21 protein-coding genes and 1 pseudogene are annotated in these 25,087 nt (G+C 53.0%); 12 read left to right on the forward strand and 10 right to left on the reverse strand.

Annotated elements, in window-relative coordinates:
- Positions 1–610: pseudogene (locus HKK80_RS11915) on the reverse strand (ISH6 family transposase); the annotation flags it as partial.
- Between the two features lie 76 nt (positions 611–686).
- On the opposite strand from HKK80_RS11915, the gene HKK80_RS11920 reads away from it, so the two are divergent.
- The 5 genes from HKK80_RS11920 to HKK80_RS11940 all read left to right on the forward strand — a co-directional run bounded on the left by HKK80_RS11920 (position 687) and on the right by HKK80_RS11940 (position 11,185).
- Positions 687–1,922, forward strand: coding sequence for a PD-(D/E)XK nuclease family protein (locus HKK80_RS11920; protein WP_411799821.1), 1,236 nt, complete (start codon positions 687–689; stop codon positions 1,920–1,922).
- Between the two features lie 120 nt (positions 1,923–2,042).
- Entirely contained in the window at positions 2,043–5,237 is a 3,195-nt protein-coding gene (locus tag HKK80_RS11925; RefSeq protein ID WP_411799822.1) for an AAA family ATPase, read from the forward strand.
- 6 nt (positions 5,238–5,243) lie between these two features.
- A complete protein-coding gene (locus HKK80_RS11930) occupies positions 5,244–6,638 on the forward strand; it encodes a hypothetical protein (RefSeq protein WP_411799823.1) in 1,395 nt (464 codons plus the stop codon).
- A 390-nt stretch (positions 6,639–7,028) separates the two neighbouring features.
- A complete protein-coding gene (locus HKK80_RS11935; protein WP_411799824.1) occupies positions 7,029–8,642 on the forward strand; it encodes a ribonuclease H-like domain-containing protein in 1,614 nt (537 codons plus the stop codon).
- A gap of 50 nt (positions 8,643–8,692) precedes the next feature.
- On the forward strand, positions 8,693–11,185 hold the full coding sequence (locus tag HKK80_RS11940) for a DEAD/DEAH box helicase (protein ID WP_411799825.1): 2,493 nt from the start codon (positions 8,693–8,695) through the stop codon (positions 11,183–11,185).
- Between the two features lie 44 nt (positions 11,186–11,229).
- Here the strand turns inward: HKK80_RS11940 and HKK80_RS11945 are convergent, their stop codons facing one another.
- Positions 11,230–11,583, reverse strand: coding sequence for a hypothetical protein (locus tag HKK80_RS11945; protein WP_411799826.1), 354 nt, complete (start codon positions 11,581–11,583; stop codon positions 11,230–11,232).
- A 61-nt stretch (positions 11,584–11,644) separates the two neighbouring features.
- Here HKK80_RS11945 and HKK80_RS11950 point away from each other — a divergent pair, with 61 nt between their 5' ends.
- From HKK80_RS11950 to HKK80_RS11960, 3 genes are all read left to right on the forward strand, one after another.
- Complete coding sequence (locus HKK80_RS11950; protein WP_411799827.1) at positions 11,645–12,505, forward strand: hypothetical protein; 861 nt, start codon at positions 11,645–11,647, stop codon at positions 12,503–12,505.
- A 125-nt stretch (positions 12,506–12,630) separates the two neighbouring features.
- Entirely contained in the window at positions 12,631–13,611 is a 981-nt protein-coding gene (locus HKK80_RS11955) for an HNH endonuclease (RefSeq protein WP_411799828.1), read from the forward strand.
- Positions 13,612–13,746: 135 nt separating this feature from the next.
- Positions 13,747–14,157, forward strand: coding sequence for an iron-sulfur cluster assembly scaffold protein (locus HKK80_RS11960; RefSeq protein WP_411799829.1), 411 nt, complete (start codon positions 13,747–13,749; stop codon positions 14,155–14,157).
- Positions 14,158–14,271: 114 nt separating this feature from the next.
- On the opposite strand, the gene HKK80_RS11965 is transcribed toward HKK80_RS11960, so the two are convergent.
- The 4 genes from HKK80_RS11965 to tnpA (HKK80_RS11980) all read right to left on the reverse strand — a co-directional run bounded on the left by HKK80_RS11965 (position 14,272) and on the right by tnpA (HKK80_RS11980) (position 17,627).
- Complete coding sequence (locus tag HKK80_RS11965; RefSeq protein WP_411799830.1) at positions 14,272–14,880, reverse strand: dual specificity protein phosphatase family protein; 609 nt, start codon at positions 14,878–14,880, stop codon at positions 14,272–14,274.
- Between the two features lie 36 nt (positions 14,881–14,916).
- The gene (gene uvsE, locus HKK80_RS11970; protein ID WP_411799831.1) at positions 14,917–15,825 is read right to left on the reverse strand and encodes a UV DNA damage repair endonuclease UvsE; all 909 of its coding nucleotides are present in this window, start codon (positions 15,823–15,825) and stop codon (positions 14,917–14,919) included.
- Positions 15,826–16,056: 231 nt separating this feature from the next.
- Positions 16,057–17,214, reverse strand: a complete 1,158-nt coding sequence (locus HKK80_RS11975) for an RNA-guided endonuclease InsQ/TnpB family protein (RefSeq protein WP_411799832.1) — start codon at positions 17,212–17,214, stop codon at positions 16,057–16,059.
- A complete protein-coding gene (tnpA, locus tag HKK80_RS11980; RefSeq protein WP_411799883.1) occupies positions 17,211–17,627 on the reverse strand; it encodes an IS200/IS605 family transposase in 417 nt (138 codons plus the stop codon). The genes HKK80_RS11975 and tnpA (HKK80_RS11980) overlap by 4 nt, the downstream gene beginning before the upstream one ends.
- Positions 17,628–17,971: 344 nt before the next feature.
- Here tnpA (HKK80_RS11980) and HKK80_RS11985 point away from each other — a divergent pair, with 344 nt between their 5' ends.
- On the forward strand, positions 17,972–18,160 hold the full coding sequence (locus tag HKK80_RS11985; protein WP_411799833.1) for a hypothetical protein: 189 nt from the start codon (positions 17,972–17,974) through the stop codon (positions 18,158–18,160).
- Positions 18,161–18,346: 186 nt separating this feature from the next.
- Here HKK80_RS11985 and HKK80_RS11990 read toward each other — a convergent pair whose 3' ends face one another.
- Both HKK80_RS11990 and HKK80_RS11995 read right to left on the reverse strand, forming a co-directional pair.
- On the reverse strand, positions 18,347–19,816 hold the full coding sequence (locus tag HKK80_RS11990; protein WP_411799834.1) for a lipopolysaccharide biosynthesis protein: 1,470 nt from the start codon (positions 19,814–19,816) through the stop codon (positions 18,347–18,349).
- A gap of 84 nt (positions 19,817–19,900) precedes the next feature.
- Complete coding sequence (locus HKK80_RS11995) at positions 19,901–20,239, reverse strand: hypothetical protein (protein WP_411799835.1); 339 nt, start codon at positions 20,237–20,239, stop codon at positions 19,901–19,903.
- Between the two features lie 379 nt (positions 20,240–20,618).
- Here HKK80_RS11995 and HKK80_RS12000 point away from each other — a divergent pair, with 379 nt between their 5' ends.
- Positions 20,619–21,209, forward strand: coding sequence for a hypothetical protein (locus HKK80_RS12000; RefSeq protein ID WP_411799836.1), 591 nt, complete (start codon positions 20,619–20,621; stop codon positions 21,207–21,209).
- Positions 21,210–21,309: 100 nt separating this feature from the next.
- Here the strand turns inward: HKK80_RS12000 and HKK80_RS12005 are convergent, their stop codons facing one another.
- A complete protein-coding gene (locus tag HKK80_RS12005) occupies positions 21,310–22,614 on the reverse strand; it encodes an RNA-guided endonuclease TnpB family protein (RefSeq protein ID WP_411799837.1) in 1,305 nt (434 codons plus the stop codon).
- Between the two features lie 44 nt (positions 22,615–22,658).
- Between HKK80_RS12005 and tnpA (HKK80_RS12010) the strand changes: the two genes are divergently transcribed.
- Both tnpA (HKK80_RS12010) and trpB read left to right on the forward strand, forming a co-directional pair.
- Entirely contained in the window at positions 22,659–23,066 is a 408-nt protein-coding gene (gene tnpA / locus HKK80_RS12010) for an IS200/IS605 family transposase (RefSeq protein WP_411799838.1), read from the forward strand.
- Positions 23,067–23,351: 285 nt separating this feature from the next.
- Positions 23,352–24,503, forward strand: a complete 1,152-nt coding sequence (gene trpB / locus HKK80_RS12015; protein ID WP_411799839.1) for a tryptophan synthase subunit beta — start codon at positions 23,352–23,354, stop codon at positions 24,501–24,503.
- On the opposite strand, the gene HKK80_RS12020 is transcribed toward trpB, so the two are convergent.
- Positions 24,500–24,820 carry a protein adenylyltransferase SelO family protein gene (locus HKK80_RS12020; RefSeq protein ID WP_411799840.1) on the reverse strand — a complete coding sequence of 107 codons (321 nt, stop codon included), beginning with the start codon at positions 24,818–24,820 and terminating at the stop codon, positions 24,500–24,502. The genes trpB and HKK80_RS12020 overlap by 4 nt on opposite strands.
- Positions 24,821–25,087 lie beyond the last annotated feature (267 nt).

Raw genomic sequence — 25,087 nt, forward strand, 5'->3', positions numbered from 1 at the left:
CTTGAATCGAGTGGTACGACCGGTCGTCGTCTTGGCTGTAGCACTTTGTGCCGTCAGGAATGACAGCATCAGCCTCTGTATCAGCGACACAGTCTGGAAGAAACTGCTTGAGCTTACCGCCGTATTTTCTGACACGGCGGTTGATGGTGGTTGGCGACGGCATCCGTTCGAAGATGCCGTCGCCGTGATCAGCAGTATCACGGTAGCTGAGCGAGGTGGCAAGATCGACACTAGTGGCTGCGATGTCCTGTTGATAGCGGTTCTGCCCGTCGAAGCTGAGAACATCTTCGACGGGCCGGAAGTAACTGGATTCATCGTGGTCAGCAGCAGTATCCTCAACGTAGTGGAGGCTGAACTCGTGATCACCGGCGGTTGTGACAGCTGTGCGGGGATCGGTGCCACGGCGTTGGAAGCGTTGTTCACCGTTGCCGTGTGCGTGTTTCTCGCCACAGAGTGCCTCGACGCTGGCGGCGTCGAGGCTCTCGACAATGCCTTCCAGAAGAACCGATTCGATGTTCTGGTCAGTGATGAACTCGGCAAGTGTGGCCAGCGGTATCGTTTTGCCGTCGTCGATGCTTACGGTCAACCGCACGTCGATTGTGGCGTGCATGGGACACCTCTTGGGGTGGACACCAGAGGCGTCCCTTTCCTCAAGGGAGACAGTTGCTACTGAACTCTAGAGGACTTTGCAACACGACCAATATTTCCTGAATCCACGGAAACCCCACGGGTTCGGATACACACTCATCGAACCATTTCTCACTGAAGTTGGGATGTATGAATTCAACCTGAGCAGCCAGCACATCGAGATTAGCGAAGAAGTCACGATTGCGGATGACGGTACACAACGACGAATCGATCTCATACTCGCTGGCGGGAGCGCATTATCTGAACACCCACGCTGGGCAGTATTCATGGAACTGAAAGTTGGAGCTGAGGAAGGCAATGATCAAACAACGACGTATGCCAACGCGGATGAGTGGAACTTCAGCTGGTTTGAATCGAGTGAGCTGAATGTAGATCGGTTAGAAGAAAAGCACTATGAGTATCTCAAACGAGAGGATGCTGAGGGCCCTGGATCCAATAGGTTTGAGAGTCTCAACTGGCGGGATCTTGTTGAGCGGTTTGAGTCTGAGGTTCAGGATTCGCTGTATGATTACCCCAACCGGAGCGTTATTCAGTTCACGGACTTCATTCAGTCGCTAAAGGAGACAGAGGGCATGGACTCAGATATCGATACGGACGAACTCAACGAACGGTTGAACCTGTATTTTGAACACGACAGGCTGATTCGGCAAATCGAGAAGGCGAATAGTCAATTCGAGAGTGACTTTGAGACCGTAAGTACGTATCTGATAAGTAACTGGGAGAGCGAACTCCGAGAGAAATTCGACTTCGAGGATTCAGACTGGAAGACCTCACCATCTAGCACCGCGAAGTGGCAATCGGTTTTCCCGACGTATTGGGATCAAGACCCACTCAATCAGTCAAGTACGATCAAACTCTTTTTTCGCCATTCACCAACAACAGAGTCGCTCCGAAATCAGCAACTGACATTCAGGCTTCGGCTCCCCCCAGCGAGAAACGTCCATACGGAGCCTCACAACGACGGCCAATCGTTCAACGATATGTTCGCCGAGAAGTGCACGGGTAAGTACAACGATGAGATTCACGAAGCAGTCAATCCTATCGGTGTTGATGAGATCAAACTCGGAGCTGCTTCTGCCCTTGTTAAGAAGACCTACCCACTTGATCCGCACAATTTGACCGGGTCGTATTTTGAACAACTTGAGCGGGCAGTTGAGGAATTCTGCTGCTCCAGTGATCTAGTTGTAGTTTTCAATAATGTATTTGAAGAAGCCTACGAGCAAGTATTTGATAAAGAGCCAAATGGTGAACACGTCAGCCCATTAGCCGATTGAATCTAAAATATAGGTGTAGAATCGACAATAATTATGGGGATCTAGGGAATTACTGGCTCAAACGTCATATTTCTCTTGTCACCACCTCAATTTTTACTATAGGCCTTACTGGCCTGCTATATGGCCCCCGACGACTCATTGCCTCCATCACAACGTGATATTATAGAAGCTTGGAAGACTGCGGTGTCAAAGCATGCTGGTGGTGATACATTTTCGATCGGTGCGGTAGACAGGCGTGAGAATATTAAAAACCGAACAGAAGAATTCCTTAGCAACCCAGATCCTGGGAAGTTCACCGAGATGTGGAAAACGGGATACAGCGCAGGTCAGGCAGTGGCACCAACCCCTATCCCAGAAAAATGGGCTGAGAAGGGCCGTTCAATAGAATCTCTAGCAGAACTAATTGATAGTATTGTAACAAGTGACACATACCAACAGGAGTGGGAAGACGAACTCTCAGCCCCTGGGTCAACGCGTGAGTTTTTCGGGTGGCACCACGCTGACACCCAGCCTATTGTCACTGCAGATACGCGGAGTGCGCTGAGTTTCTTCGGTGTTCCACAGAAGGAGATATCGAGGGATGATACGTTTGCAGATCAGCAAGAGGCATACGGGGATTTTCGATCACTATACGAAGAAACAGTTGGACATCCAACTGCAGGAACGTCTTGGGAAGTGCCGATCAACGTAGAAATATATGCCCTGTGTATCTGTGTCAATAATGCCGAAGACAGGCTTGAGAATGAAACGCAGGAGGATTTCAAGCGATTATACCAGCGCATTGTTGAAGCCAAGGAGGCATCCGAGAGTGAAGACAGTGACACCAACGCAGAAGCCACCGGTGAGACAAGTGAATTTTGGCACGATATAAGATCAGAACAAGAATCGGCTGAGGCGTTTCTCAATAATCCTTCTCAAGAACAATTTAACGATTGGCTCGAAACATTCCCGTGGTTTGTCAGCCGGTGGGCCGATGAAAAAACAGAAGGAATTTTTGCAGAGATGGATGGTGAAGCGATTGGTGCCACATTTGAAGAAGCAAAAGAAACAGGCTCAATAGCACCTGTTCTTGAGTTACCTGGATTTGGTATGGCAGCCGCAAGTCTGGCCCTCGCCGCGATCCAGCCAAATATATTTATTCCACTGAACAATCGTGCGACGAAAACACTAGATCATCTCGGATATAACCCGCCAAAGCCGAACACGACCTCGGAGAGTCGATATCAGGATTTCAACGCTATTGTTGATGAGTTTGTCGATCGGTATGACCTTCGGCAGTACCTCAGTAACGTTCCTGACTGGGCCACTGACTACCAAGTGGCGAGATATGCTTTCTACCAGCACAATAGCGAATCCATTGATCTAGCTGAACTGTTATCGATTGATGTCCAAGAAGAGACAAATGAAGGTGATGAGCAAACAGATCTTTCTGCGAAAGTCCCTGACGCCGATTTCTACTGGGTCAATCAAAACCGTAACGTAGAGCTTGAAGGGCAGTTTCTTCGGTCGCAGGATCAGAAGTGGCAACGCGATGTAACAGTACTTGAACAGGGCGACATTGTCTTTCACTATACTGACCAGGCGATCCGTGCATGTTCAGTTGTCACAGACGAGGCGTATCAGACGGAAATGGATGGGGGAGAATACTATCGTGTTGAGTTGAATACGACGCATCTTGAGGAACCGTTACCGCTCACAGAAATTCGTGATACCCTCCAAGATCCGGAGGTAAGACATGAGCAACAGAGATATCCGCTTGATAAAAATGGAAACGTCATCCAAGCGTACCTCTGTCATTTGACTTCAGAAGCAGGCACATACCTTCTTGAGACCGGACACGTTGAAATTCCAAAAGTTGACTACGAAAAACAGTACTTCTGGGTGAATTCAAAGGCAACCCATTGGCACGAAGAAGGCGGTGAGGTATTTTATTCGAGCGACGGTCGCAAGAATGCAGAAGCATATAACACGGCTCAACCGGGCGATCAGGTACTAGTATACGAAATCTCTCCAGAGAAGCAGATCGTTGGGCAAGCATCAGTAACGCAAAGCATAGACGAAGAGTCTGCGAGCGGATCTGAAACAGCCGAAGCGGGGGTTCGGTTCCAATGGGACAGGTCATTAGATGGGCCAACATGGAGTGAGGTCAAAGCTGATCAAGCACTCGAAGACAGTCGCATTGTTGAGACAAACAAGAGCTTTGTATTGACCGAACTGAGCGAAGAGCACTACAAGCGGATAGTGGAACTCAGTCAAATCTCACGGTTTGAGGATTACACTGAGGAGTTGGCGGTTTCAGCATCCAATATTACTGTTGAACAACAGCAACTCCATTTCCCAGATGACCAGTGGAATCGTATCCAAACGAGAATTGAGCAAGCACTAGCAAACGGTAATCATGTACTCCTGTTTGGGCCGCCTGGAACTGGAAAGACAAAGTTGGCCAGACAGGTGTGTGAAGCAACCGTTGGGGCCGAAAATCACGAGTTGGTGACAGCGTCAGCGGACTGGTCGACATTCGATACAGTCGGTGGCTATCAGACAACCGCGAAAAATACGTTGACGTTTGAACCAGGAGTCGTACTGGATCGATTCCAAAAAGATACAGATCAGTCACCAGCTAACGAGTGGCTCATCATTGATGAACTCAACCGCGCGGATATTGACAAGGCATTCGGGTCATTATTTTCGGCACTGACCGGCGAGAGCGTAACACTCCCGTTTGATGGATCAGACGGCGATCCGATTGAGATCCTCGATGCATCCCGCCGCCAAGCAGAGGTGACGGATAATCGGTTTTTCATCCCAGAAGACTGGCGGATGTTAGCGACAATGAACACACTCGATAAGACCTCGTTGTACGAAATGAGCTATGCATTCATGCGCCGGTGGGCATTTATTCCCGTCGGGATTCCAGATCTCCCTCCCAAGGAGGACGGTGATGGTGCGAAATTGGAGTCACTCGTCGCGAAATATGTTGGCGTCTGGGCAGCAGATGGAGCACTCCCTGAAGTTGAAGCACATTATGAACCCATAGGGAGAATCTGGCGTGCAGTAAATGAAGAACGAGCCATTGGCCCGGCCATTGTCGAAGATATCTATGAACATGTTGCCGGGACAGAGTCACGTGAGAAAGCGGATTACGTCTCACCGATTATCATGTATATATTTCCACAATTAGAGGGGCTGCGTCGTGACGAGTTAGAGCGGTTGATTGGGGAATTAGCAGAGATCGTTGGTGACGAAACAGCAGAATTGTGGACTGTTGCGGAAGATTTCTTCCAGGTTGATTTGCAGCGCACAAGCGGGGAGTGAACATCGATGTCAAAAGCCAGTGAGGAAGCGTTGTTGGAAGCAATCGCAGATGATTTTCACACCTATCTACGGAAGGGTATTCAGTTCGATGAGGTGATTGGATCTGCCCACTCCGAGCTTGATATTGCAAATATTGACACGTTACTTCGAATCCATTTCGTTTTGACCAATGCCGCCGATGACGCGACCGCTGTCGGTGTATTGGACTTCATGCGAGAATTGGAAGACCGGATCAGACACATGAAAACCACCACGTCACCGGCTTCGTTTCAGTATCGTGGTGAGATACGTGGCCAAGTTGACTGGCAGGGGACGGTTAAAACACGAGCCCGTGCAGGACGGCTTGATGAGCCAATTTTTGTCTGTAATCAACCTGAAGAGAATTACAACATTGACGAGAATCTCGTATTGAAACGGCTCTTGACCGTGATTCATGAGATTGTGATGGACGATCTGGAATATGCACTCGCCAATCCAGAGGGATACGGCTGGCTAGATGACTGGGTAACCCCCCAAAGAAGCGAGAAATCAATAGACGCAGAATCCGCAGCAGAGATGCTTGATCGTATCTACGAACAGAATATCTATCTCCAGCGAATCAACACCGCAGAAGCTGAAATCACGGATCGAATGATCGAATCAGTAAAGCGATCGCGCTCACGGTTCTATCGCGATGCTGCCCTACTTCTTGACCGTTATCGACAATTGATGAATCACGAACTAGACAGTGAGGAGGCCAAGAACATTCTCAATAACACGCTCATTGCGCCAGACAAAGCCGAGGTGCTGTTTGAATTATATTGGGTGTTCCAAGTGCTCAACAGCTACAGCAATGTCCAGTACCGCGTGTTAACCGACGCTCATCATAACCCTTCTACAATCGCCACCTGGGAGGAGGCCAATTCCAAGTTTGTGTTGTCTCACGACGCAACTGGAGAGGATCTAACATTTAGCGATTCTGTTGACAATGCAGAGATTACACCAGACGGCTACCTGTATCGCATGAATGAGGTGCTTTCGAAGTGGCAATCGCTTTCGGAAGACATCCTTGGCCGTGGGGGAAGCGATGCTCTCTGGGGCGGTCGTCCAGATCTAGTCTTAGAACAGTTTGAACAGACCCACGATGAAGAGTGGCGACTCTCACAAGTATTCCTTGGCGAGGTTAAATACACTCAACATGTCGATTATGTTGCCACAGGACTGCGTGAATTGCTGGAGTACATGGCATTTGTAAAACGCAAAACGACCGGTGAATATGTTGAGTCCCCAGGCAACATTCTTGATTCAGTTTCGGTCAAAGGTGCATTATTCGTTGATGAACTCTCGCAGGAGACAATATCTCCGGACAAAGAAGATATTCGAATTGTGCAGTATCCCGATTCACCAGACAAAGTGATGTGAGTTCAAATCTCGTTAATTAGGGCAGAATCAGACGGGGTCAGAATACCCACTACGGTTATCCCTCCAGATCAGCGAGATCGGTTTGACCTTCCGTAATTAAGATCGCCTCATTCGTATCGGGTAAATCACGAGCCAGAGTGGCTGGCGCATCAGCAGTAATTTCAGGGAGCGAGGTTCGCATATGTTGTCGTACCGCAGTGTTCAGGCCAGTCACGTCGTGCAGGTATCGATCAGTCAGTCAGGCTGCTGACTGACCAAACTTTTCAATAAATCACGACCAAAATTACCTTACGAGATGCCACTTCTGTTCAGTAATTGTACGATCACTCTCCCGCAGCCACCAGACATGGCCTCAAACCTTGATATACCGGTAGCCCCGTTGTAATCGTAATGAGCGACGAGCTGCCCTCCGCCCGTTGTTCTGACTATACCACGGGAAGGCGAGCCCTCACTGATGGCGGTGTGAAGACACCAGATGTTCCGGAGTTGCCACCGCCAGATGAAACCCCGACCCGTCTGCTGTCGGTTTCCGGGCAAGTACTGAATCGAACGCATATTGAGACGGTTCAGGCAATGATTGAGGATGTTGCACCTGATGTGATCATCGCAAGCCAGCCACAGGCAGAAATTGTCAAACCCAGTCTTGACCGGAAAGTTGATCTCGATGTTCTCCAAGCTGGGTCGGGAATGCGGCCGGATGTTGCTACCTCTGGCGAGAAAGAGTATGTTATAGTAGCCCTCCCGATGGGGGGAGAGCCACTCAACGAAGACCAGATTTCGCGCCAACAAGATGTTCCTCGCGACAGCGGTGACACACCATCCCGTCGTTGTGTTGTCACCCAGGACGTTTCGATGTCGGTTGACCCATACGAGCGATCGGCAACCCTCAGTGGAGTCGACACGTATCGTGATAGAATCCCCGAGAGCTGGTGGAACAACCAGACACTTCATCTATCGACAGCATTGCGATCCGGCTTTACCACAACATACCACACATCGGATGGGGCGACTACGCGATTCGTTGGAATCGGCACGTCGGAGGCAGATCTTGGCGTTGGAACAACTCCAGAGACCACGCCAGCGACACTTATCGAGTGCTACTCGAACGGGGCCATCGATGTCGCAGACGTTGACCCGAAGTCGTTTGGCCTTCGTGGTGTGCATGGAATCGGATCCAACCGAATCAAAGCCCTGCGGGAGGCTGGTATTACCTCGGTTGAAGATTTGGTCGAGATGCCCCTCCGATCGCTCGCCGAGGTGCCTGGCTTCGGTCGAAGTTCGGCGGCGACCGTACAGACAGCAGCAGAAGCTCGGGCGACAGAGACTGTCGTCCCGACCGGTGATGATTCACTCCCCAATCAGGAGCCGGTGTTTATTGACATCGAAACAGATGGCTTGAATCCATCCACAGCGTGGCTGATCGGGGTTCTCAATGGAGGCCCCAAGGCGGGGAATTATATGAGCTTTCGTGAACAGGCGGTTGATGATGGCGCACATCTCAAAGCCTTCATGGCGTGGCTCACCGGGGCTGCAGCCGGTCGCCCAGTCGTCGCGTGGAATGGGTATCACTTCGACTTTCCCGTGATCACCGAGCAACTGCGGGAACATCATCCCGATCTCGTAGACAAATGGACTGACCGGTATCACTTCGATGCGTATTACTGGGCCACACAACAGAACGGCGGTAATGTAGCACTCCCTGGCCGAACTAACAAGCTTGAAGCTGTGGCCGAAGCCCTCGGCTGGGAGCCGACAACCAATGGCATCGATGGATCGACTGTTGCACAACTCTATAGCGCCTACCGACGCCACATCAAAAGTGATCGCCAGACCCAGGCAGATATTCAGCCAGATTGGGCGCGGCTTGAACAGTATTGTGAGGATGATGTCCGAGCACTCGCAACAATCTACGAGCAGCTTCAGACGGCAGCACGCGCAAAGTCAGCAACCAAGACACCAACCGGCGAGAACAGTTCTCAAGGCTCATTAGCGGATTTCTCTTGAACAAAACAACGATGCACCCATTCGATACCGACTCTCAGATTAGCAATACAGTGCCCATCACTGACGGTGGGACAACACGCCGTCAAATCCTGTCTGACGAGCAACTCCAAGAGTCGTTCCCTGACTGGCGAAGCCAGATCTGTCACAGCGAGCGACTCACAGCACAAGCAGCCGATACCGTTGCTCCAGACACGGTGCTGGAGGAGCCACTTCCATCACGGCTTGAGTATGATCTCTACTCACATCAGGCTGAGGCACTCGAATTGCTGGCAGACGATGAGAATGTCGTTATTACAACATCAACTTCCTCTGGAAAAACACTGGTTTACCAACTGCAAATTGCACGCAATCACCTCGAAGATCCTGATGCCACCGCACTGTGTCTGTTTCCGACGAAAGCACTCACCACCGATCAAGAAAAGGCCCTCAATGACGGACTTCGTGGGACACTGGATCTTGAAACAACAGTTGGCGTGTATGATGGTGACACCAAAGATGAGCGCAAACGAACCGTTCGTGAAAGTGCGAACGTCATTCTCACCAATCCAGCTGGATTGAACGTCTATCTACCACGGCACAACAAAGATCGTGGCTGGCACCGCTTCTATAGTAATCTCGAACTCGTCGTCATCGATGAAGGCCACGAGTACAGCGGCGTCATGGGCACGCATGTCGCGTGGATCCTCCGGCGTTTGCGACGTGTGCTGGCTCATTACGACGCTGATCCGCAGTTCGTGATGACAACAGCGACGATTGGCAATCCGGCCGCCCATGCCGGGACATTGACTGGTGCCGATTTCGAGGTTATCGATGAGGATGGCTCTCCACGCGGAAATCGGGATATCGTGTTGTGGGAGCCACCGCTCGATGAGGAAACCCTTGAGGAGTATGATGATGGGAGCGGCGACCTCATGGAAGGCTTCGAACAGGCTCGTCGGTCGAGTGCCCGCGAGGCTGCCTCAGTGACCGCCCACCTCGCAATCAACGACATGCAGACTCTCCAGTTTACAACAGCCCGACAGGGTACAGAGATCGGCGCAAAACAGGCGGTGGGGGCGGCCCGCGATCATCCACGCGAACGCTACATAGACGTTGAGCCCTATCACGCCGGGCTCGGAAAACGAAAGCGACGGGCAGTCGAAAATCAACTGAAAAGCACCGATCTCGATGCCGTTATCTCGACAAACGCGCTGGAGTTGGGGATCGATATCGGCTCGGTTGATGCAACAGTGACCGATTCCTATCCTGGGACAAAACAATCGTTCTGGCAGCAAATCGGGCGCGCTGGTCGTGGAACAAGTGACGCACTGTCAGTACTGGTTGGTGGGAAAGACGCTATGGACGCATACATTCTCGATAATCCCGGGTATCTCTTCGATGATGATACCATCGAGAATGCAGTTGTTTCGATCGACAACGACCGAGTGTTCGCGGATCATCTGTTGGCCGCGGCCACCGAACGACCGCTTACAGCTGCGGATGCTCCATATCTCGGCGGCGAAGAGCGCTTTCGAGAAATGACGGCGATGTGGCAAGACGCTGGCCTCCTTGAACAAGTGGGAGATCTCGATGCAGGCGGCGTCACATACAGTGGCGACCGTCGGCCGCAGAGTCGAATTTCTCTGTATGGAACCACAGGAACCGACTATGAGGTCATTTGCACCAATGGTGAGATCGATCACGATCCAGTCGCCAAAGAGCGCGCCTACCGCGATTACCACCCAGGCGCACTGTTCCTCCATGCGGGCCAACAATACGAAGTCACCGAGGTTGATCACGGCCAGCCACATCCACGCATCACTGTTGAAGAAGTGTCGACGACGCGCTACACGCAAACGTTGTCCGAAAAGCACATTCACGACCTCGAAGTCAACGATCATACCGCCTTGACCGACGGGTATGATGTCTACTTCGGGACTGGAACCGTTCGGATTACATACGGGAGCTACATGGTTCGGGACTTTCAGACCGGGGAACTCGTCGAGGGGCCGCTTCCGACCGAGACACCACCACTTGATTTGCGAACTGAGCTCCTGTGGGTTGCGTTGCCCGAAGACCACCTCCAGACAACAATCGATGCACTCGATCAGCCACTGTTAGAGCCGACCAATCGAGCTGGGAATGACCGGAATGTTCCGAGCGAGCAGGCACGATACACGTACGCCGGGGGAATCCATGCCGCTGAACATGGAATTATTCAGTTGGCTCCGTTAGAGCTGATGGTAGATAACAACGATATCGGTGGCCTGTCGATGCTGTCACATCCACACGAAACCATTGCGGGGCCGACGTGGTTCGTCCATGATGGAATCGATGGAGGGATTGGCTTCTCGAAGGCGATTTACGAGCACATTGAGACGCTCACCGAACGGACTGCTGCACATATCTCAGAGTGTGACTGTGGCCGTCGGCGTGGGTGTCCGCTATGCGTAATGAGTGAAGACTGTGGCAATAATAACGATCCGCTGGATACAACCACCGGCGCGATGATCCTTGAGGATTTGCTGACAGCACTTCAATCCGAAGACACAGCCGATATGTAATTGTGAATCAGCCGAGAATGTGTCAGTTGAAGTCGCGGCGGTTGTCAAAGATCGTCAGCGATTGACCGGAGTTCGCTCTTCGTCGGTCTGCTTCCGATCTCAACTCCACGATCGCCGACCCAAAACCGAAACTGCTGATGATCGACATCGAAGTGAAGTCCACACGAGACATCGGCATCTGCCTGATTGTACCTTGATTCGCTCACGTTCGAACCGTCTTGGAGTGTCTCAAGGAGATACTCGGCAACTTGCGGGCGTTGTTTCATTGCCAGGATGTGGTCGGTGGCTACGTGTTTTAGCACCGCTCCGCCTGTGCCGTATCCCTCTCCTACAAAGTAGAACTCTCCGTCGAAATCGTGCGATTGGACAGTGATGCTGAGGGCATATGTATCAGCCATACGCTATCGATGTCGCTCTATGGGACAAAGATTACGCCAGCGGTCGCTGTAGAAGTATCCAATGACAACAGACCGTCGACCCGACACGGTCGAATTGGAGGAGGTTGACCGGCAGTTAGCAGCTGCTGATAACAACAATACGGACGCAATAGTACAAGCGGTAGCAACGTACGAAGCACGGTTAGCAGCAGCAGATGAGGCTGGAGACTCTGACCGGTACCGAGGGATCTCCCAAGCGTATCGAGAACAGCTCATCACCGCATTGGATGCAGCTACACAGTCCAATGGGTGGGCGTTTCTCAACGACATTCTCAATGCATACCATCCAGAGACGGGAGATGAACTCCCACACATTACGACAATTTTACAGAATGTCACCAGCCGGTACATTATGCGTACTCGTCTTGCAGACAGCGTTGAGGCAATTCCAGTCGACGCGTTAGAATTCTTCAGTTCGATTCTTCATAGCCTCGATGGAGAGGGGTATGAGTTCATCGTCGAAGGAATGCACCCATACGGGTGGGGAATTGGACACCCCGACCACCCGGTTGCCGAAGATATCCACGACCACGCCTCAACAGATATCTTCGTTGTGAACCCGATGCTCGAACACGCCTTCTATGCCGACCAGCATTTGGCAATGGATTTGCTCGAAGAAATTGTGCGTGATGACTCGATTCAGGTGACCCTTTCGCACCCTACGGGACAGATCTCGGAGGCACGGTCTCTGCTGGATGCACCTGCGGGAGCAGTCAGCGATTTCGATCCAACCATACCACGCTACTGGGAGTGGCAGAAGGAACTTGACTACGAGTTTGAGTTGGAGGACGATGTAGAGCAACGGATCCGTCAAATTGTAACGGAGAACGGACTTGACAGTGATTTGCCCGACGACTGGGAAGTTTGCGACTTGACTCTCTGAGAAGCGAAGCAAGAATTGATCAAGTCGGAGGTCACTCACAGGTAAGTCAAAATCAAAGTCTGCCTGAATTTTAGAAGTGACTGTTCAGAGAAAGAATCATCACCACAGTGACTCATTGCGAGAGCATGCCTCCAGATCGCCTGCGTAGCATCGTGCCAATGTTTGGTGGCGGTTCCCAGTACGTCGAAACCCTAGACGCCATCTTAGCCGTCGTCGATAACTATCAGCCAACCACCGACGAACTCGTGGGCTGGCACCGTGGCACATTCCAGAACGTCTCCAGCCAGGAGTCGATTATGCGGCGTGTAAGATACCTCGAAAACGTTGGCTTTCTTCACAAACCCGACGACAACTGGCAGCTTGATGCTCTCGGTCGAGAGTACGTCGATAACCAAGACACCGCAACTCTCCTCCGAATCATGTGTGACCGAAATGTCGGCCTTCGAAGCTTACTGTATGCTCTCTCTGCAGCCCCGATGACACTCGCCGAGATCAGTACCCAACAACTCAATACCCACCCCGAGTTGGGCTGGAACCCAGAGCAGACCGATATGGCAAAACAGCGAGTGAATTGGCTCCGAAGCATGGGCCTCATCGAACAATCCGGCGACCAATATGCTCTCACCGGTGAGGGACGACAATTCGTCGTCGACGCCGTCGAACAGTGGGCAGGAACGTACGATCCTGACCCAGAAGCTGACTATCAGGTTGGCACCTATGAGACAACGACTCAGGCCCGGGTTGTTGATCCGGAGTTTCGTGCTACTGTTCTCACACGGCACGATCACGAGTGCCCGATCTCGGGAGTTGATCATCCCGAACTATTGGATGTCGCCCATGTCTTGTCGTGGAGCGAGTACCCTGAACACCGAGCGGACATGGCGAACGTGTTGCCACTGAGCAAAACCCACCACGCTGCCTTCGACCGCAACCTCTTCACACTCGACGAGGAGTATCATCTCCGTGTCAGCCCGGAATTTGAGACTGACAGCCAGCTGCTCCAGCAAACGATCATTGAGCAGGCTGGTGAACAAATTCAATTAGGCGAGGAGCGTATCGATCCGGAATATCTCACCCAACACAACTCGACTCTCGCCTGGGTATGAGTGTGACTCAAATACAGCCACCGTGAGAAATTGAGCCGGAAGAGATTCTACCCTCCCTTCCACGGTGACAGTTGAAATGAAATGCATGGCGGTGCCCACCAGTCATTTTTGTTTCTGTGAGCACTGATAGACAGCATGGACAAGAAGTTCGTTCAGGAATTGCTCGGTGATCACTCCCGAAACCCACGGAATTATGGCGAGTTGCCGGAACCCGATATTGAGGCTGAGATGACGAACCCACAGTGTGTCGGCCCAACTCACCCTGAGGGAGACCGGGTCAGAATTCAGGCAACGCTTAGCGACGACGAATCCACCGTTGAGACCGTTCGTTTCACCGGTGACGGATGTACCCTCTCACAGGCTGCTGCTTCGTTAATATCTTCGGAGATGATCGGTGCCTCCGTTGTGGAGACCACAGAGTGGGATGCGGAATACATTGAGGAGCGTGTTGGGATGGAGTTGACACCCTCCCGGCTGCAGTGTGCTGAGTTGATCCTCACAGCGTTTCGCCAAGCCCTCGACGAGCAACCCAACTCATCCAAGTGATCGATGGTGGTGTGGGAACACACATAGCCGATACGTACTGGAATCTACTCGACTAGGACACGCTAGTACCCACCCATTCGAGGGACACTCGACGAACGACCCACAGAATGGAGCTCACGTTGACTCTGTTGATAGCAACTCTTCAGTAATATCACCGTCTCGGGATCGGAGTGGCGTACTATCAGCGAGGCTCTGCAACTGTCGGCGTGCTTCGGTGCGGTTCTCGACGTTGACAAGATATGCGTAGGCGTTGAGTTTGAGTTTCGGATGTGGGCGTGCTCGCGGGCGGGTTTCGTTGATCTCTTCGACGGCAGCCGCAAACGAGCAGTCCTCTTCGGCGGCCAGCGCAGTCGCTATCACGGTCGAACTCCGAGAGATGCCAGCCGCACAGTTCACGATGACTGTGCCGTCAGCTCGGATGTGTTCGCGTGTTGTCTCAACGGCAGCGGAAAACTTCTCTTGGCCGTTAACGTACCCATCTTTCAGCGGATAATGATCGGTCGTCGCCCACGTTTCGTTTTTGTTGACGCTCACGACGTACTCGGGATCGAGATCCATCGCTGAGAGGTGATTCGATTCAATAGCACCACCGTTGGCAATCCAGAGCTTACGGTCGCCAATCTTCGCCGCCAACGCCTGTGGGAACTTTTCGGGATCAACATCCCGGGGAACCGTCCGAACACGTTGCGTTGTGTCCCCCGTCGAATCGTCGTCGGTGGTCATAGTTGTGTAACCGAGTGTCCCGCCATACTCGCTGCGCTAAGATGAGCGTTGTGAGTCCGATCTAAACTGGAGGAGTGCACGCTCTTTGCCGTCGGCTTCAATCATAACGTCAGCCTGTTGATGCAGCCACTGAGGAAGATCAGCAACGTATTCAGCATGCTCTTGAGGGCGTGCGGTGCTATCACGAAGTGATTGTGGTTCTGAGTAGTGAACCGCAGGGCGCACACCGTCCCAAGTATCTGCGGCAGCATCGAAGCCCTCGCTGTAACTCAACCCGCGATCAGTGAAGCTGTGGTGGTGGTAATCGAAGACAACAGGGACATCAACACGTTCGCTCACCATGTCTGCAAGTTCACTAACACTCCACAGCCCGGTTTTGTCATCGTTTTCGACGGTGAGCCGCGCCCGTGCACCCTCTGAGAGTGACTCCACAGCCTCGCAAAATCGATCAGCCGTCGCCGCTTTATCACCGTACGTCGCACCAATATGGACATTAATCCCGTAGTACGGTGAGCGAGCAACGCCGAGTAGGTCAAGCCAGTCTGCGTGGTACTCAATCGCTGTGAGCGACCGCTCGACGGTTTCCTCAGACTCGCTTGCAAGTTTACACCAATAGTCCGGATGGAAGGTCAGTCGCATTTCAGCGTCCGCAATGAGATCCCCACATTGCTCAGCAACCGCTTTGATCGCATCATAGTCTGGGAGTTCCTCCAATTCAAACTGGGAGTTCCACGGGACGAGTGTTGAAGTGCATCGATAAAACTGGATGTCGTGGTCTCGATTCCACTGAAGAATCGTCAGGAGATCGCTGAAATTCTGGAGGGTGAGCTCTGACGCATAGGCGAGACCCTTCGATTCCCAGGTCGCCTTTCGCATATCGCGGTTACACCGGACTGGATCATCTCGCTGCCGCAACGTCCGGTTCATACACGGATAGCCAAGCACAAGATATCCAAGTCACGGGAAGGGATAGCGGTTTTGACCGTGTGCGTATCCTATCGTCAGTTCGTCAACGGCGGGGTGGAAGACCAACGGAAACACGGACAGCACTGAAAGATTGGGCTGACTATCTCACTCGTAGCCAGCGCGCTTGCAACGCAGGCTTCGACCCTACCCTCTTCACACTCGAAGAAAAGTATCATCTCCGAGTTAACCCAGGATGTGAACTACCCCTGCCTACTTCGCTCGCCTGACGGCTCGCTTCGTTGAGGCAGGGGCTTCCAAGTCGGCTCGCAAGCGTACCGTTGCAGAGGCTTGGTCAGCACCGCCCGGTTCGAGCGCAGGTTCACAGACTGCGCCGAGACTGGATAGTGGGCACGCGATGTCCTTACCCAGTCCTTTCTTTGCGATGTTCGTCGCACCGTTCTTATCCGCATTGTCGTCCAACCCGCACTCATGGCACAGGTGTTGGCCCTGTCCCTTGCGGGTCGTCGCTTCCTGTTCGCCACACCGCCAGCACGTCTGACTCGTCATATACTCGTTCACGGATCTCACCACAATCCCCGCGAACGTCGCCTTATACTCGATGTAGTTCTTCAGCGTATGGTGTGGCATCGAGTGGAGCCGACGATTCATCTCCGCACCGAGATCTTGGTTCTGGATACCTTCGAGATTCCCGACCACAATGAGCGCGTTGCGCTCTTTGGCTTCCTCCACGATAGCGCGAGAAATCTTGTGGAGACGGTCGTTCACTCGACGGTACTCCTTCGCCTTGACCGACTGGAGCGTGTCGTAGGCTCCCTTCTCTTGCAGACGAGTGCGAAGGTCGTGATGGTGACGGCGGATACGGCGAATCTCTCGACCGTAGAACTCGGTGTTACGAGAGGGCAACGCCACCGACGTTGCCACCCATCGAACACCGAAGTCCACGCCAATAACGCCGTCGTACTCCTCGCCGACTTCCACCTCTTGCCGAACCGTCAGGTGCGCGTAGTAGTCGCCGTCCTCTCGAACGATTTTCGAGTCCTTCACGTCGGCCTCGTCAGGAATCTCGTCGTGCGGTTGAATCGGGACGTTCACGCCACCCCAAACCTGTGAGACGGGGAGTTTCAGCCACCAGTCCGTCAGGTTGGTGTCGTGCTGTTCCACGTCAACGCCTACGTCGAACACGTCGTTGCGGATGAACCACGGATAGTCGTGGTCGTCGCGCAGGTTGTCGGTGTCCACGTAAGCGTCGGCACATTGTTTCGTGGCCGAGTAGAGGTCGGCGTTTTCGTCACCACGAATGTATTGCTGGAACGCTTCGTACTCGTGGTTGATGGCGTCGAGTTTCGACTGCGTAAGATCGTCGGTGAGGATTTTCGCCACGACCGTCTTCTCGGCAGTCTGTTTCATTCGTCGTCACGCTCCCGCTGGTTCTCAACGTATTCTTTCAGTACGTCCAGCGATACTTGTCCTGTGCTGATGAGACAGTACGAGTCTGCCCAGAACGAGTCGCCCCACAGTTTGTCCTCGATGTGGTCGCCGTACTCGTTGCGGATGCGTCGAGCCGACGCGCCTTTGAGGACGTTGATGAATTTGGAAAGGTCGGTTGTGGGGGTGGCTTTGAACAGGAGGTGAACGTGGTCGCGGTCGGCTTCGAGGTTTTTGATTTCGACGCCGTAGTTGTCAGCGAACCCGCTCACGACCTCGCGGAAGAAATCTCGGAGTTCTTCGTTGAACACCTCGCGTCGGTATTTCACGACGAGGACGAGGTGGTAGTGCAGGGAGTATGTCGAGTGCGCTCCCGTATCGAGGTCGTATTCCATTGGGTTCACTTCCACTATCGGGCCACCGTAACATAATTCTTATGTTAGGGTGTGCGATTTAGTGGATAGCCTAATCTCGCGTCGGCTGTATCCCCGCCCTACTGCGCTACTCGGTCGCTTCGCTCCCTGCGTTGCTCCTTGAGGACGGGGACTTAGCCTCGCAAAAGTTAAAATCGACAGCCCGTTGCTCCAGCGTGCCATTATATACAGTTATAACTTAGAAAACGATTCATGCAACCAATGTTGAACAATAATGAAAAATAAATGTTAAGAGCATCGAGATCAAATTGGAAAGTAGGCCAATGGCAAAACACGATTACGATTTCCCTTCAGATTGGGACAAAATGACCGACGAGGAGAAATCCCGCTGGTACACACAAGAACGCTGTCGGCGACAGGCGATGCGACAAGATACTCCTGCAGGACGTGCGCTCAGGAGACAGGCTGAACGGGCCGAACAGTACAAAGAGTCCGAAGAGACCCAATCACCACAGGACACAGAGAGTCAGACAGCTGAAGGCTACGCCGCTTAGCATAAAAGCGACGCCGCATTTTTCCGGTGCTCACGAATACCTTGGCTACCGACATTCACGTTTTTGACAGCTATTACTGCTGATTGTGAACTATTACTCCGATGACTGTGTATAACCATACAGAGTCTTGCTGTGACCAAATCGAGTTGTCAATTCCACCGGCTCGAATAGACTCAGGCGGTACGCTCAGTACGGCAATCTGTTCGTCGAAAGCTCGTATGTCCGCCGAAAGACGGCCCGCGCTGGTGCTGACACAACCCACAGCGGCACCCCAAACCCAATGCATGCGGCTGCAATCCCCACAGCTGCGGCCACAACTGGCCCGCCGCCAGCCTGCAATACAGCCCAGACTGTCGCATACACCACCGCTGATTCAACGACCAGAGCCCCAACAAAATGCATCCCGACGCTGGTATCGATCAGCGTCGAATCAAGCACCTGGCGGCTGTAATAGACGACATACCCGCCGATAACGAGGTTCATCACCACGTAGCCAGCGGCCCCAGCTAAGGCCCCATAGCGGGCACCAAGTACCACCGTTAGCGGGACGCTGACAATCAGGCCAAAGAGTTTCGTTCGAAAGCTCAATCCCGGGTGGCCCATCCCTTCAAGAACGTGTGAGGACAGCGTCCAAAATCCACGGAAAATGTTGATTCCACCGACAATGATCACCGTCGTGGAAAATTGCACTGGTGCAGACGAAAACGCCAACTCCGCGATGAGATCATCTGTCGAGAGCAGATACCCAAACACAACAAAGGAGATGCCACTCCCGCCGGTGACGACGGTATCGAGATACTGGCTGACATCGACACCAGCGGCGTCATCGCCGCTCACCTTCGTCAACAGTGGGTTCGCTAAGTGCCACGCGATCGTCGCCCCGAAATCACCGAATCGATCGGCCGCCTCATAGATCCCGACAGCCAGCGGAGTTGAGACGATACCCAACACGTACACAGGCATATTGTAGGAGACCCGATCGAGGATCTGGTCTGGGATACTCCATTTGGCATACGCCCACGCACGGGATAGTTCACGCCGATCGGGGAGCGTTGGGATCACCTGAAGCCCAACCGCAACCAGCCCAAACACGGTGAGGCGGACAGCAATCATGACCATCATTAGCTCTGTGACTGTGGCTATCGACTGGCTCAAAACGAGCAGCACCCCCAGTTCCACACTACTCTTGACGCTGTTGATCCACGTGACAGCACTGGGATACCCAACTGCACTGGTAAGACTCTCGACGATCATAACAACCGCTGTCGTCACCGCAAACACCCCTGAAATACGAAGCAACGTCTGATCAAATACCGTCGCACTGGCGAGATAACCACTGATTGTGACTGCCAGCCCACCGAGCACTGAGAGATAGGCAATCGCAAAGATCACAGCAACACCGAGATACGCCCCCACAGATTCACCGGGTTCGGTACCGATTTTATGCAAGCTCTGTGTGATGCCTCGAATCGGCCGCAACACCAGTGCGATCGTCAACACGGTGAAAAAATACTGGCCGGTCACCGACGGCGACGTAACAAAGGCATAGATGAGCCCGCTTAGCGTGTACAGCGTGGTTGTCACCAGCGCGCCACCAGTCGTCTGAATTGAGGAGGTGAGCAAGTCCACCTCATTGCCGTCACGCTGGGTGACCATCCACTATACACTGGGTCGTCAGCTCCATAATGGTGTTCGTCGGACGACCACCCAAAACGGCGGTGTCCGCCAATCGGTCAGAAGTTATAGTGCCAATGGCATCGCCAACACGCCGAGGATAACTGCCAGAACAACGACCAACAGCACAACTCCGAGTGCAAGGCCCCAGAGGATTTTCGCTCCCTTTCGGCCACCCAGCTCCACAGCGGCAATCCCAAAGATCCCAAGCAGAATGACCGTCCAGATTTCGAGGGTTGTATGCTCACCCGAATTCCCATTACTAGCTTTCATGTAGAAATACCCCGGCACGAGCAATCCAACTGGGATCGTAAGCAGGCCAACGATACCAGCGGCCAACCACTCAAGAATCGAATAGTGATCGGTTAAACTCGATGTCCCTGCGGAACTGTGTTGTGTCGCCATACAGGCACTTGCAACCAAGAGATGAAAAGCTGAGGAGCCGGGTTGCAGCTTCAGAAACACGCATTCATGATTTATCCCACTTAGACCCGCAAAATCTGATAGAGCCAGTATCATTCCCCACACTCCATACTTCACGTACCATCCCTCTCGCTGGCTCGTTAGGGTGTCACACGCCTCGGTCGCATTGTGACCGCGACCGTGGTTCGTTCACCACTCGGGCCTATTCGGTAGCGAACCTAATTGTACTTTGTGTAGTTTTAGACGCCTATATGATAACAAAAACTAAATTTATCCGATCAAACAGATATATAGATCAATAACTAAAGTAATTATTTAAGTTTTTACAAGAATTATATGCCACTGGCCAGACGGTATTGGTGTGTCCCCAACGTCACTTGCCCTTTCACACGAACTCATACCGGTGTCCTGTCTAGCATTAGCACTTCTAACAGCCTTCATTGCTGACCAACGGTATCTAAGAATCTCTGTGTTCCGACTGCCAGTGAGGTTGAGCACCCAGCTCATTAGTGATCTCAAAACACGTAACGTGTGGTCGATCTATTGGGTCGTATTATTCCTGTGGGGGAGCTTCGTGACCTTCCTCCATTTCGGCGGGTATGAATTCCAGTGGTACGCTCGATTTGGCTGGTGGGATCTGATGACCCACTTCATCAGTGGAATCGGTGTTGCAGGGATTCTCCTTGTCGGACTCAGAAACGTTGTTTCACCGCAGGTATCTCTCTCATGGATGTTTGTTGCGTTGTTAAGTATTGGAGCTGGGTTTGAGGTCTATGAGTACCTCTTTCGATCTTTCTGGCACTCTTGGACGCCTGCCTATTACGCCCAAGATACGGCAGAAGATCTCTTGATGGCCTGCAGTGGAGCCGTGTTGATACAGTATGCGTATCAGACAGCCAGCATGAGCTATTCCGAAAGTCCCGTTGCGGTCACCGGTAAGTCGGCTGAGTAGCCTAACAGTGGAGAGGCAACTGTTGCAGCGGCAGAAACACAGCACCTCGGAAATAAGTAAACAACCTCGGGCGCGGTGGCCCGAGGCTTTCGTAGTTCCCTCAGCCGTGCGCTAGCACTCCCTGTTCCGCGAGGGAACGGGATGAGGGTGGGCGGCTTACGCGCCCCGACCCAGACAGACGCACCAACCGTATTTGCGGCTGGGTTTTGTGAGTCTGGTAATTCGATTCGTTACCGTCGAGTTTTGCCTTCTCGCGCCACGCGATGTTCACTGACGCGTTCCGGTCGGCGTGGTCTTGCACTACGTCACACTCGTCGTTCGAACACCGGAACCGCCGACCCTGCCGATATCCACACTCGCCACAACACGAACACGTCTGCGAGTTGTGGTAGGCATCCACCGTATCCGTGGGAATCTCTCGCCACGTCGCCTTGTACGAGACGAATGTCTCGAACTTGTGGAACGGGAGTTTGTGCATTCGGCGGTTCATATACGTCCCGTACTGCATTTCCTCGCGGATACCGCTCATATCCTCGAAGACAATAACCGGGTTCGAGAACTGCTCTGCGAACTCCACGACAGCACGAGACAAGCGGTGTAACACCCACTCGGTGAATCGTTCTTCCTTGTCACCGATTTTCCGGTGGATGCTCGTCTTGCCGTGTTCCTGACAGCGTTTCGTGATCGTGTGGTAGCGTTGGCGTTCCTGCTTCACTCGTCCGTAGTCGAGGACGAGCGTGCCCTTCGTCCGCATCGTCTCACGGTCGAGGGCGGTGAGAGCGACGTTACGCTCGTTTATATCCACGCCGACGAGCGTGTCGCTGGTGTCGGGGTCGGGCACGTCGAACTCGCGTGTGACCGTGACGTGTAGGTAGTACACACCATCGCGGTACAAGAGTTCAGCCTGTCCCACATCCACCTCCTCCGACGCGATGACCTCTCGAAGTTCGTTCATCGCGTCCGGTTCGCCGCGCAGGTGGCCCTTCACCTTCTTGTAGGGTTTCGGACTGATGCGGAACTGGACGCGATTCGTGTCGTCGTCCACGGTGAGGCGATAGCCTTCCGTGTGCGCCATCACGAGCGGGTACGCACCAGATTTGTCCGTATTCGGCGGCGTCGGCTTGCCGTCATCAGGGTCATCTTGTTCGCGCCACCAGTCAAGGAGTGACTGGTAGGAGTCCCACGTTTGGAGGGCTTTGCCGACTACCGCACACTTGTTGTTCCGCAAGAAGTCGTCGCGGTCAACCTCCTGCTGTATCTCGGTGCGCGTGTATCCCTGCTGTTTGAGTCGGATGGTATCGTTGAAGATCTCGCGTGACGCGAGGCGGGCGTCGTGAAGCCACGACCGCTCACCAGACGCTATGTAAAGACGCGTCTGAATCGTCTTCGTGGCTTCTTCACCCATATGTTGACAATCGTTCCATATTGTCATAAATGTAGGGATTAAGGATGGAGGAGTACCGTAGTCATGCACATTCGGTTAGTTCTTGCAAGTATCACTTCGTGTGGTGTCCCAAGTACCACCACCCTGTTCTCGATGTAGTGGAGGACGATGTGCGAGAGTTGTTTGGGGAGACTGCCGACCACTTCGGTCACGAAATTCTGGCGTTGGAGATTGCGGACGACCACGTACACCTGTTCGTGCAAACAGACCCGAAGCACAGTCCAGCGGATATTGCTCGGCAGTTCAAGTCTTACTCTGGCAAGCATTTGCTGGAGCGGCATCCCGAGATTCGGGAGGCGTATTTCTGGGGTGGCGGATTTTGGAAGGTTGGCTACTACGTGGGTACGACGGGAGCAGTGTCGGAGGAAGTGGTTGAACGGTATATCGAAGAGACAGAACATGTCCCGGAGTGACGCGCTTCACCCCCGCCCACGGTGGGGCGGGGAACTCGCGCTGCTTTTCGTTTAGATTTAGCAGGGTAGTGTTGGTTAGTCTGAAAGTATCGACGGCACTTAGTACAAGGAAAAATACTACGTTAGAATGGCGTGGATCAAGTGTACGGGATTTAGACGGCGTTTAAAATAGCACCCCGAGTATTCTTCACAATCGCAACTCGAAACTCTAGACCGCTTTGCGACGCGATCTATGTTTTACCGCCGCCCCAACGCCTATGCTGTGAGCCACTCCATCTACGCTGCATGCCAGGTGAATTTGAGGACTACGGCGGTCGACACGTTCCGGAGGCACTCGAAGAACCACTCGCCCAGTTGGCTGATGCATTCGAGGAGATCGTCCCAACCGAGGAGTTTCAAGCTGAGTTTCGGCAGTATCTTGAGCACTTCGGGGGCCGCCCCACACCGGTGTTTTACGCCGAGACACTATCCGAGATTTACGGCGCAGATATCTATTTCAAACACGAAGATCTGCTGCACGGCGGTGCACACAAACTCAACAATACCCTTGGACAGGCCCTGTTAGCGAAGCGGGCTGGGAAAGAACGGCTGATCGCCGAAACTGGGGCGGGCCAACACGGGACGGCGACAGCCATGGTCGGTGCCCTGCTTGATCTCCCGGTGAAGGTGTACATGGGCGAAGAGGATATCCAACGCCAGGAGATGAACGTCTTCCGGATGCGCCTGATGGGTGCAGAAGTCGAACCCGTCACTCGTGGGAATGCCAAACTCGCAGAGGCCGTTGATGCCGCCTTGGAGGACTTTGCCCAAAATATGGACGACACCCATTATCTCGTGGGGAGTGCTGTTGGACCGGATCCATTCCCGCGAATGGTACGAGAGTTCCAGTCGGTCATCGGCCATGAGGCTCGCGAGCAGATCCAAGAACTCCACGGTGAGTTACCCGACGCCTGTGTCGCCTGTGTTGGTGGTGGCTCCAATGCGATTGGGCTCTTCCATGCGTTCAAAGACGATGACGTGATGTTCTACGGAGCTGAGCCAGGCGGTACCGGTGAGAGTCACTCCGCTCCGCTGTCGAAATCAAAACAAGAGGAACCACAGGTCTTCCAAGGGATGTTGACGCAGGTGATCGACGAAGACACAGAAAACCACTCAGTATCGGCCGGGCTGGATTACCCGGCTGTGGGGCCAGAACACGCCGCCTTACAGTCGCTCGGACGTGCCGAGTACCACGCAATCAGCGATGAGGAAGCCCTCGCAGCGTTCAAAGAGTTGAGTCAAGCTGAAGGTATCATTCCAGCCTTAGAGCCGAGCCACGCCATCGCGCTGGCGAAGAAGTTGGCCAAAGAGGACAAACACGACACGCTGTTGGTGAATCTCTGTGGTCGTGGAGACAAGGATATGCAAACAGCCGCCGAGCACTTCGATCTGTCTTAAGAAGCGATCACTGACCAATTCTCACGTCGGGAATGAACGTCACTAACTTCGAAGCCGGCGATTGGCTGGATCTTCAATGGCAATCGTGGCTGAGTCTCAATCCAGTTGATGGTGACCTCGGAGAGATCATCGAACACATCCAGCCTAGCTTTGATCTCATCGAAGGAAGTCGAGGAGCCTTCACAAAGCGGTTGCAGCGATTCGGCGAATCTGGCGAGATTCCAGTTGAGGATTTGTCGTTGGTTGCCGAATGCGTACCGCCCATGCTCATCGACTGAGCTAAAGACGGCATCCTCATCATAGTAGTTCAGAGACAAAAGCGTGTAATGTCGTCGAAGACGCTATCAGCAAAGAAGATCCACGCCGCTGTGGCTCCACGTATTCGTTCGGACTCATCGTGAGTCCGTAATGGAAAAGCTACTATCGACCCGAATCGGCTCACTCGGCATTGGCAAGCTTTCGGTTCCAGAGGAGTGACCTCAAACACTGCTGTTGCAGCTTCAGAAACACGCATTCATGATTTATGCCACTTACACCCGGAAGATCTGATAGAGCCAGTATCATTCCCCACACTCCATACCTCA

Origin of the sequence: Halonotius sp. F2-221B (assembly GCF_046719765.1) — an archaeon.
Taxonomy (GTDB): Archaea; Halobacteriota; Halobacteria; order Halobacteriales; family Haloferacaceae; genus Halonotius.

Excerpts from the sequence above, each read along its gene's own strand:
- HKK80_RS11925 (WP_411799822.1), top strand. The coding sequence starts at position 2,043 with ATGGCCCCCGACGACTCATTGCCTCCATCACAACGTGATATTATAGAA.
- HKK80_RS11930 (WP_411799823.1), top strand. The coding sequence starts at position 5,244 with ATGTCAAAAGCCAGTGAGGAAGCGTTGTTGGAAGCAATCGCAGATGAT.
- HKK80_RS11935 (WP_411799824.1), top strand. The coding sequence starts at position 7,029 with ATGAGCGACGAGCTGCCCTCCGCCCGTTGTTCTGACTATACCACGGGA.
- HKK80_RS11945 (WP_411799826.1), bottom strand. The coding sequence starts at position 11,583 with ATGGCTGATACATATGCCCTCAGCATCACTGTCCAATCGCACGATTTC.
- HKK80_RS11950 (WP_411799827.1), top strand. The coding sequence starts at position 11,645 with ATGACAACAGACCGTCGACCCGACACGGTCGAATTGGAGGAGGTTGAC.
- HKK80_RS11955 (WP_411799828.1), top strand. The coding sequence starts at position 12,631 with ATGCCTCCAGATCGCCTGCGTAGCATCGTGCCAATGTTTGGTGGCGGT.
- HKK80_RS11960 (WP_411799829.1), top strand. The coding sequence starts at position 13,747 with ATGGACAAGAAGTTCGTTCAGGAATTGCTCGGTGATCACTCCCGAAAC.
- HKK80_RS11965 (WP_411799830.1), bottom strand. The coding sequence starts at position 14,880 with ATGACCACCGACGACGATTCGACGGGGGACACAACGCAACGTGTTCGG.
- HKK80_RS11975 (WP_411799832.1), bottom strand. The coding sequence starts at position 17,214 with ATGAAACAGACTGCCGAGAAGACGGTCGTGGCGAAAATCCTCACCGAC.
- tnpA (WP_411799883.1), bottom strand. The coding sequence starts at position 17,627 with ATGGAATACGACCTCGATACGGGAGCGCACTCGACATACTCCCTGCAC.
- HKK80_RS11985 (WP_411799833.1), top strand. The coding sequence starts at position 17,972 with ATGACCGACGAGGAGAAATCCCGCTGGTACACACAAGAACGCTGTCGG.
- HKK80_RS11990 (WP_411799834.1), bottom strand. The coding sequence starts at position 19,816 with ATGGTCACCCAGCGTGACGGCAATGAGGTGGACTTGCTCACCTCCTCA.
- HKK80_RS11995 (WP_411799835.1), bottom strand. The coding sequence starts at position 20,239 with ATGGCGACACAACACAGTTCCGCAGGGACATCGAGTTTAACCGATCAC.
- HKK80_RS12005 (WP_411799837.1), bottom strand. The coding sequence starts at position 22,614 with ATGGGTGAAGAAGCCACGAAGACGATTCAGACGCGTCTTTACATAGCG.
- tnpA (WP_411799838.1), top strand. The coding sequence starts at position 22,659 with ATGGAGGAGTACCGTAGTCATGCACATTCGGTTAGTTCTTGCAAGTAT.
- trpB (WP_411799839.1), top strand. The coding sequence starts at position 23,352 with ATGCCAGGTGAATTTGAGGACTACGGCGGTCGACACGTTCCGGAGGCA.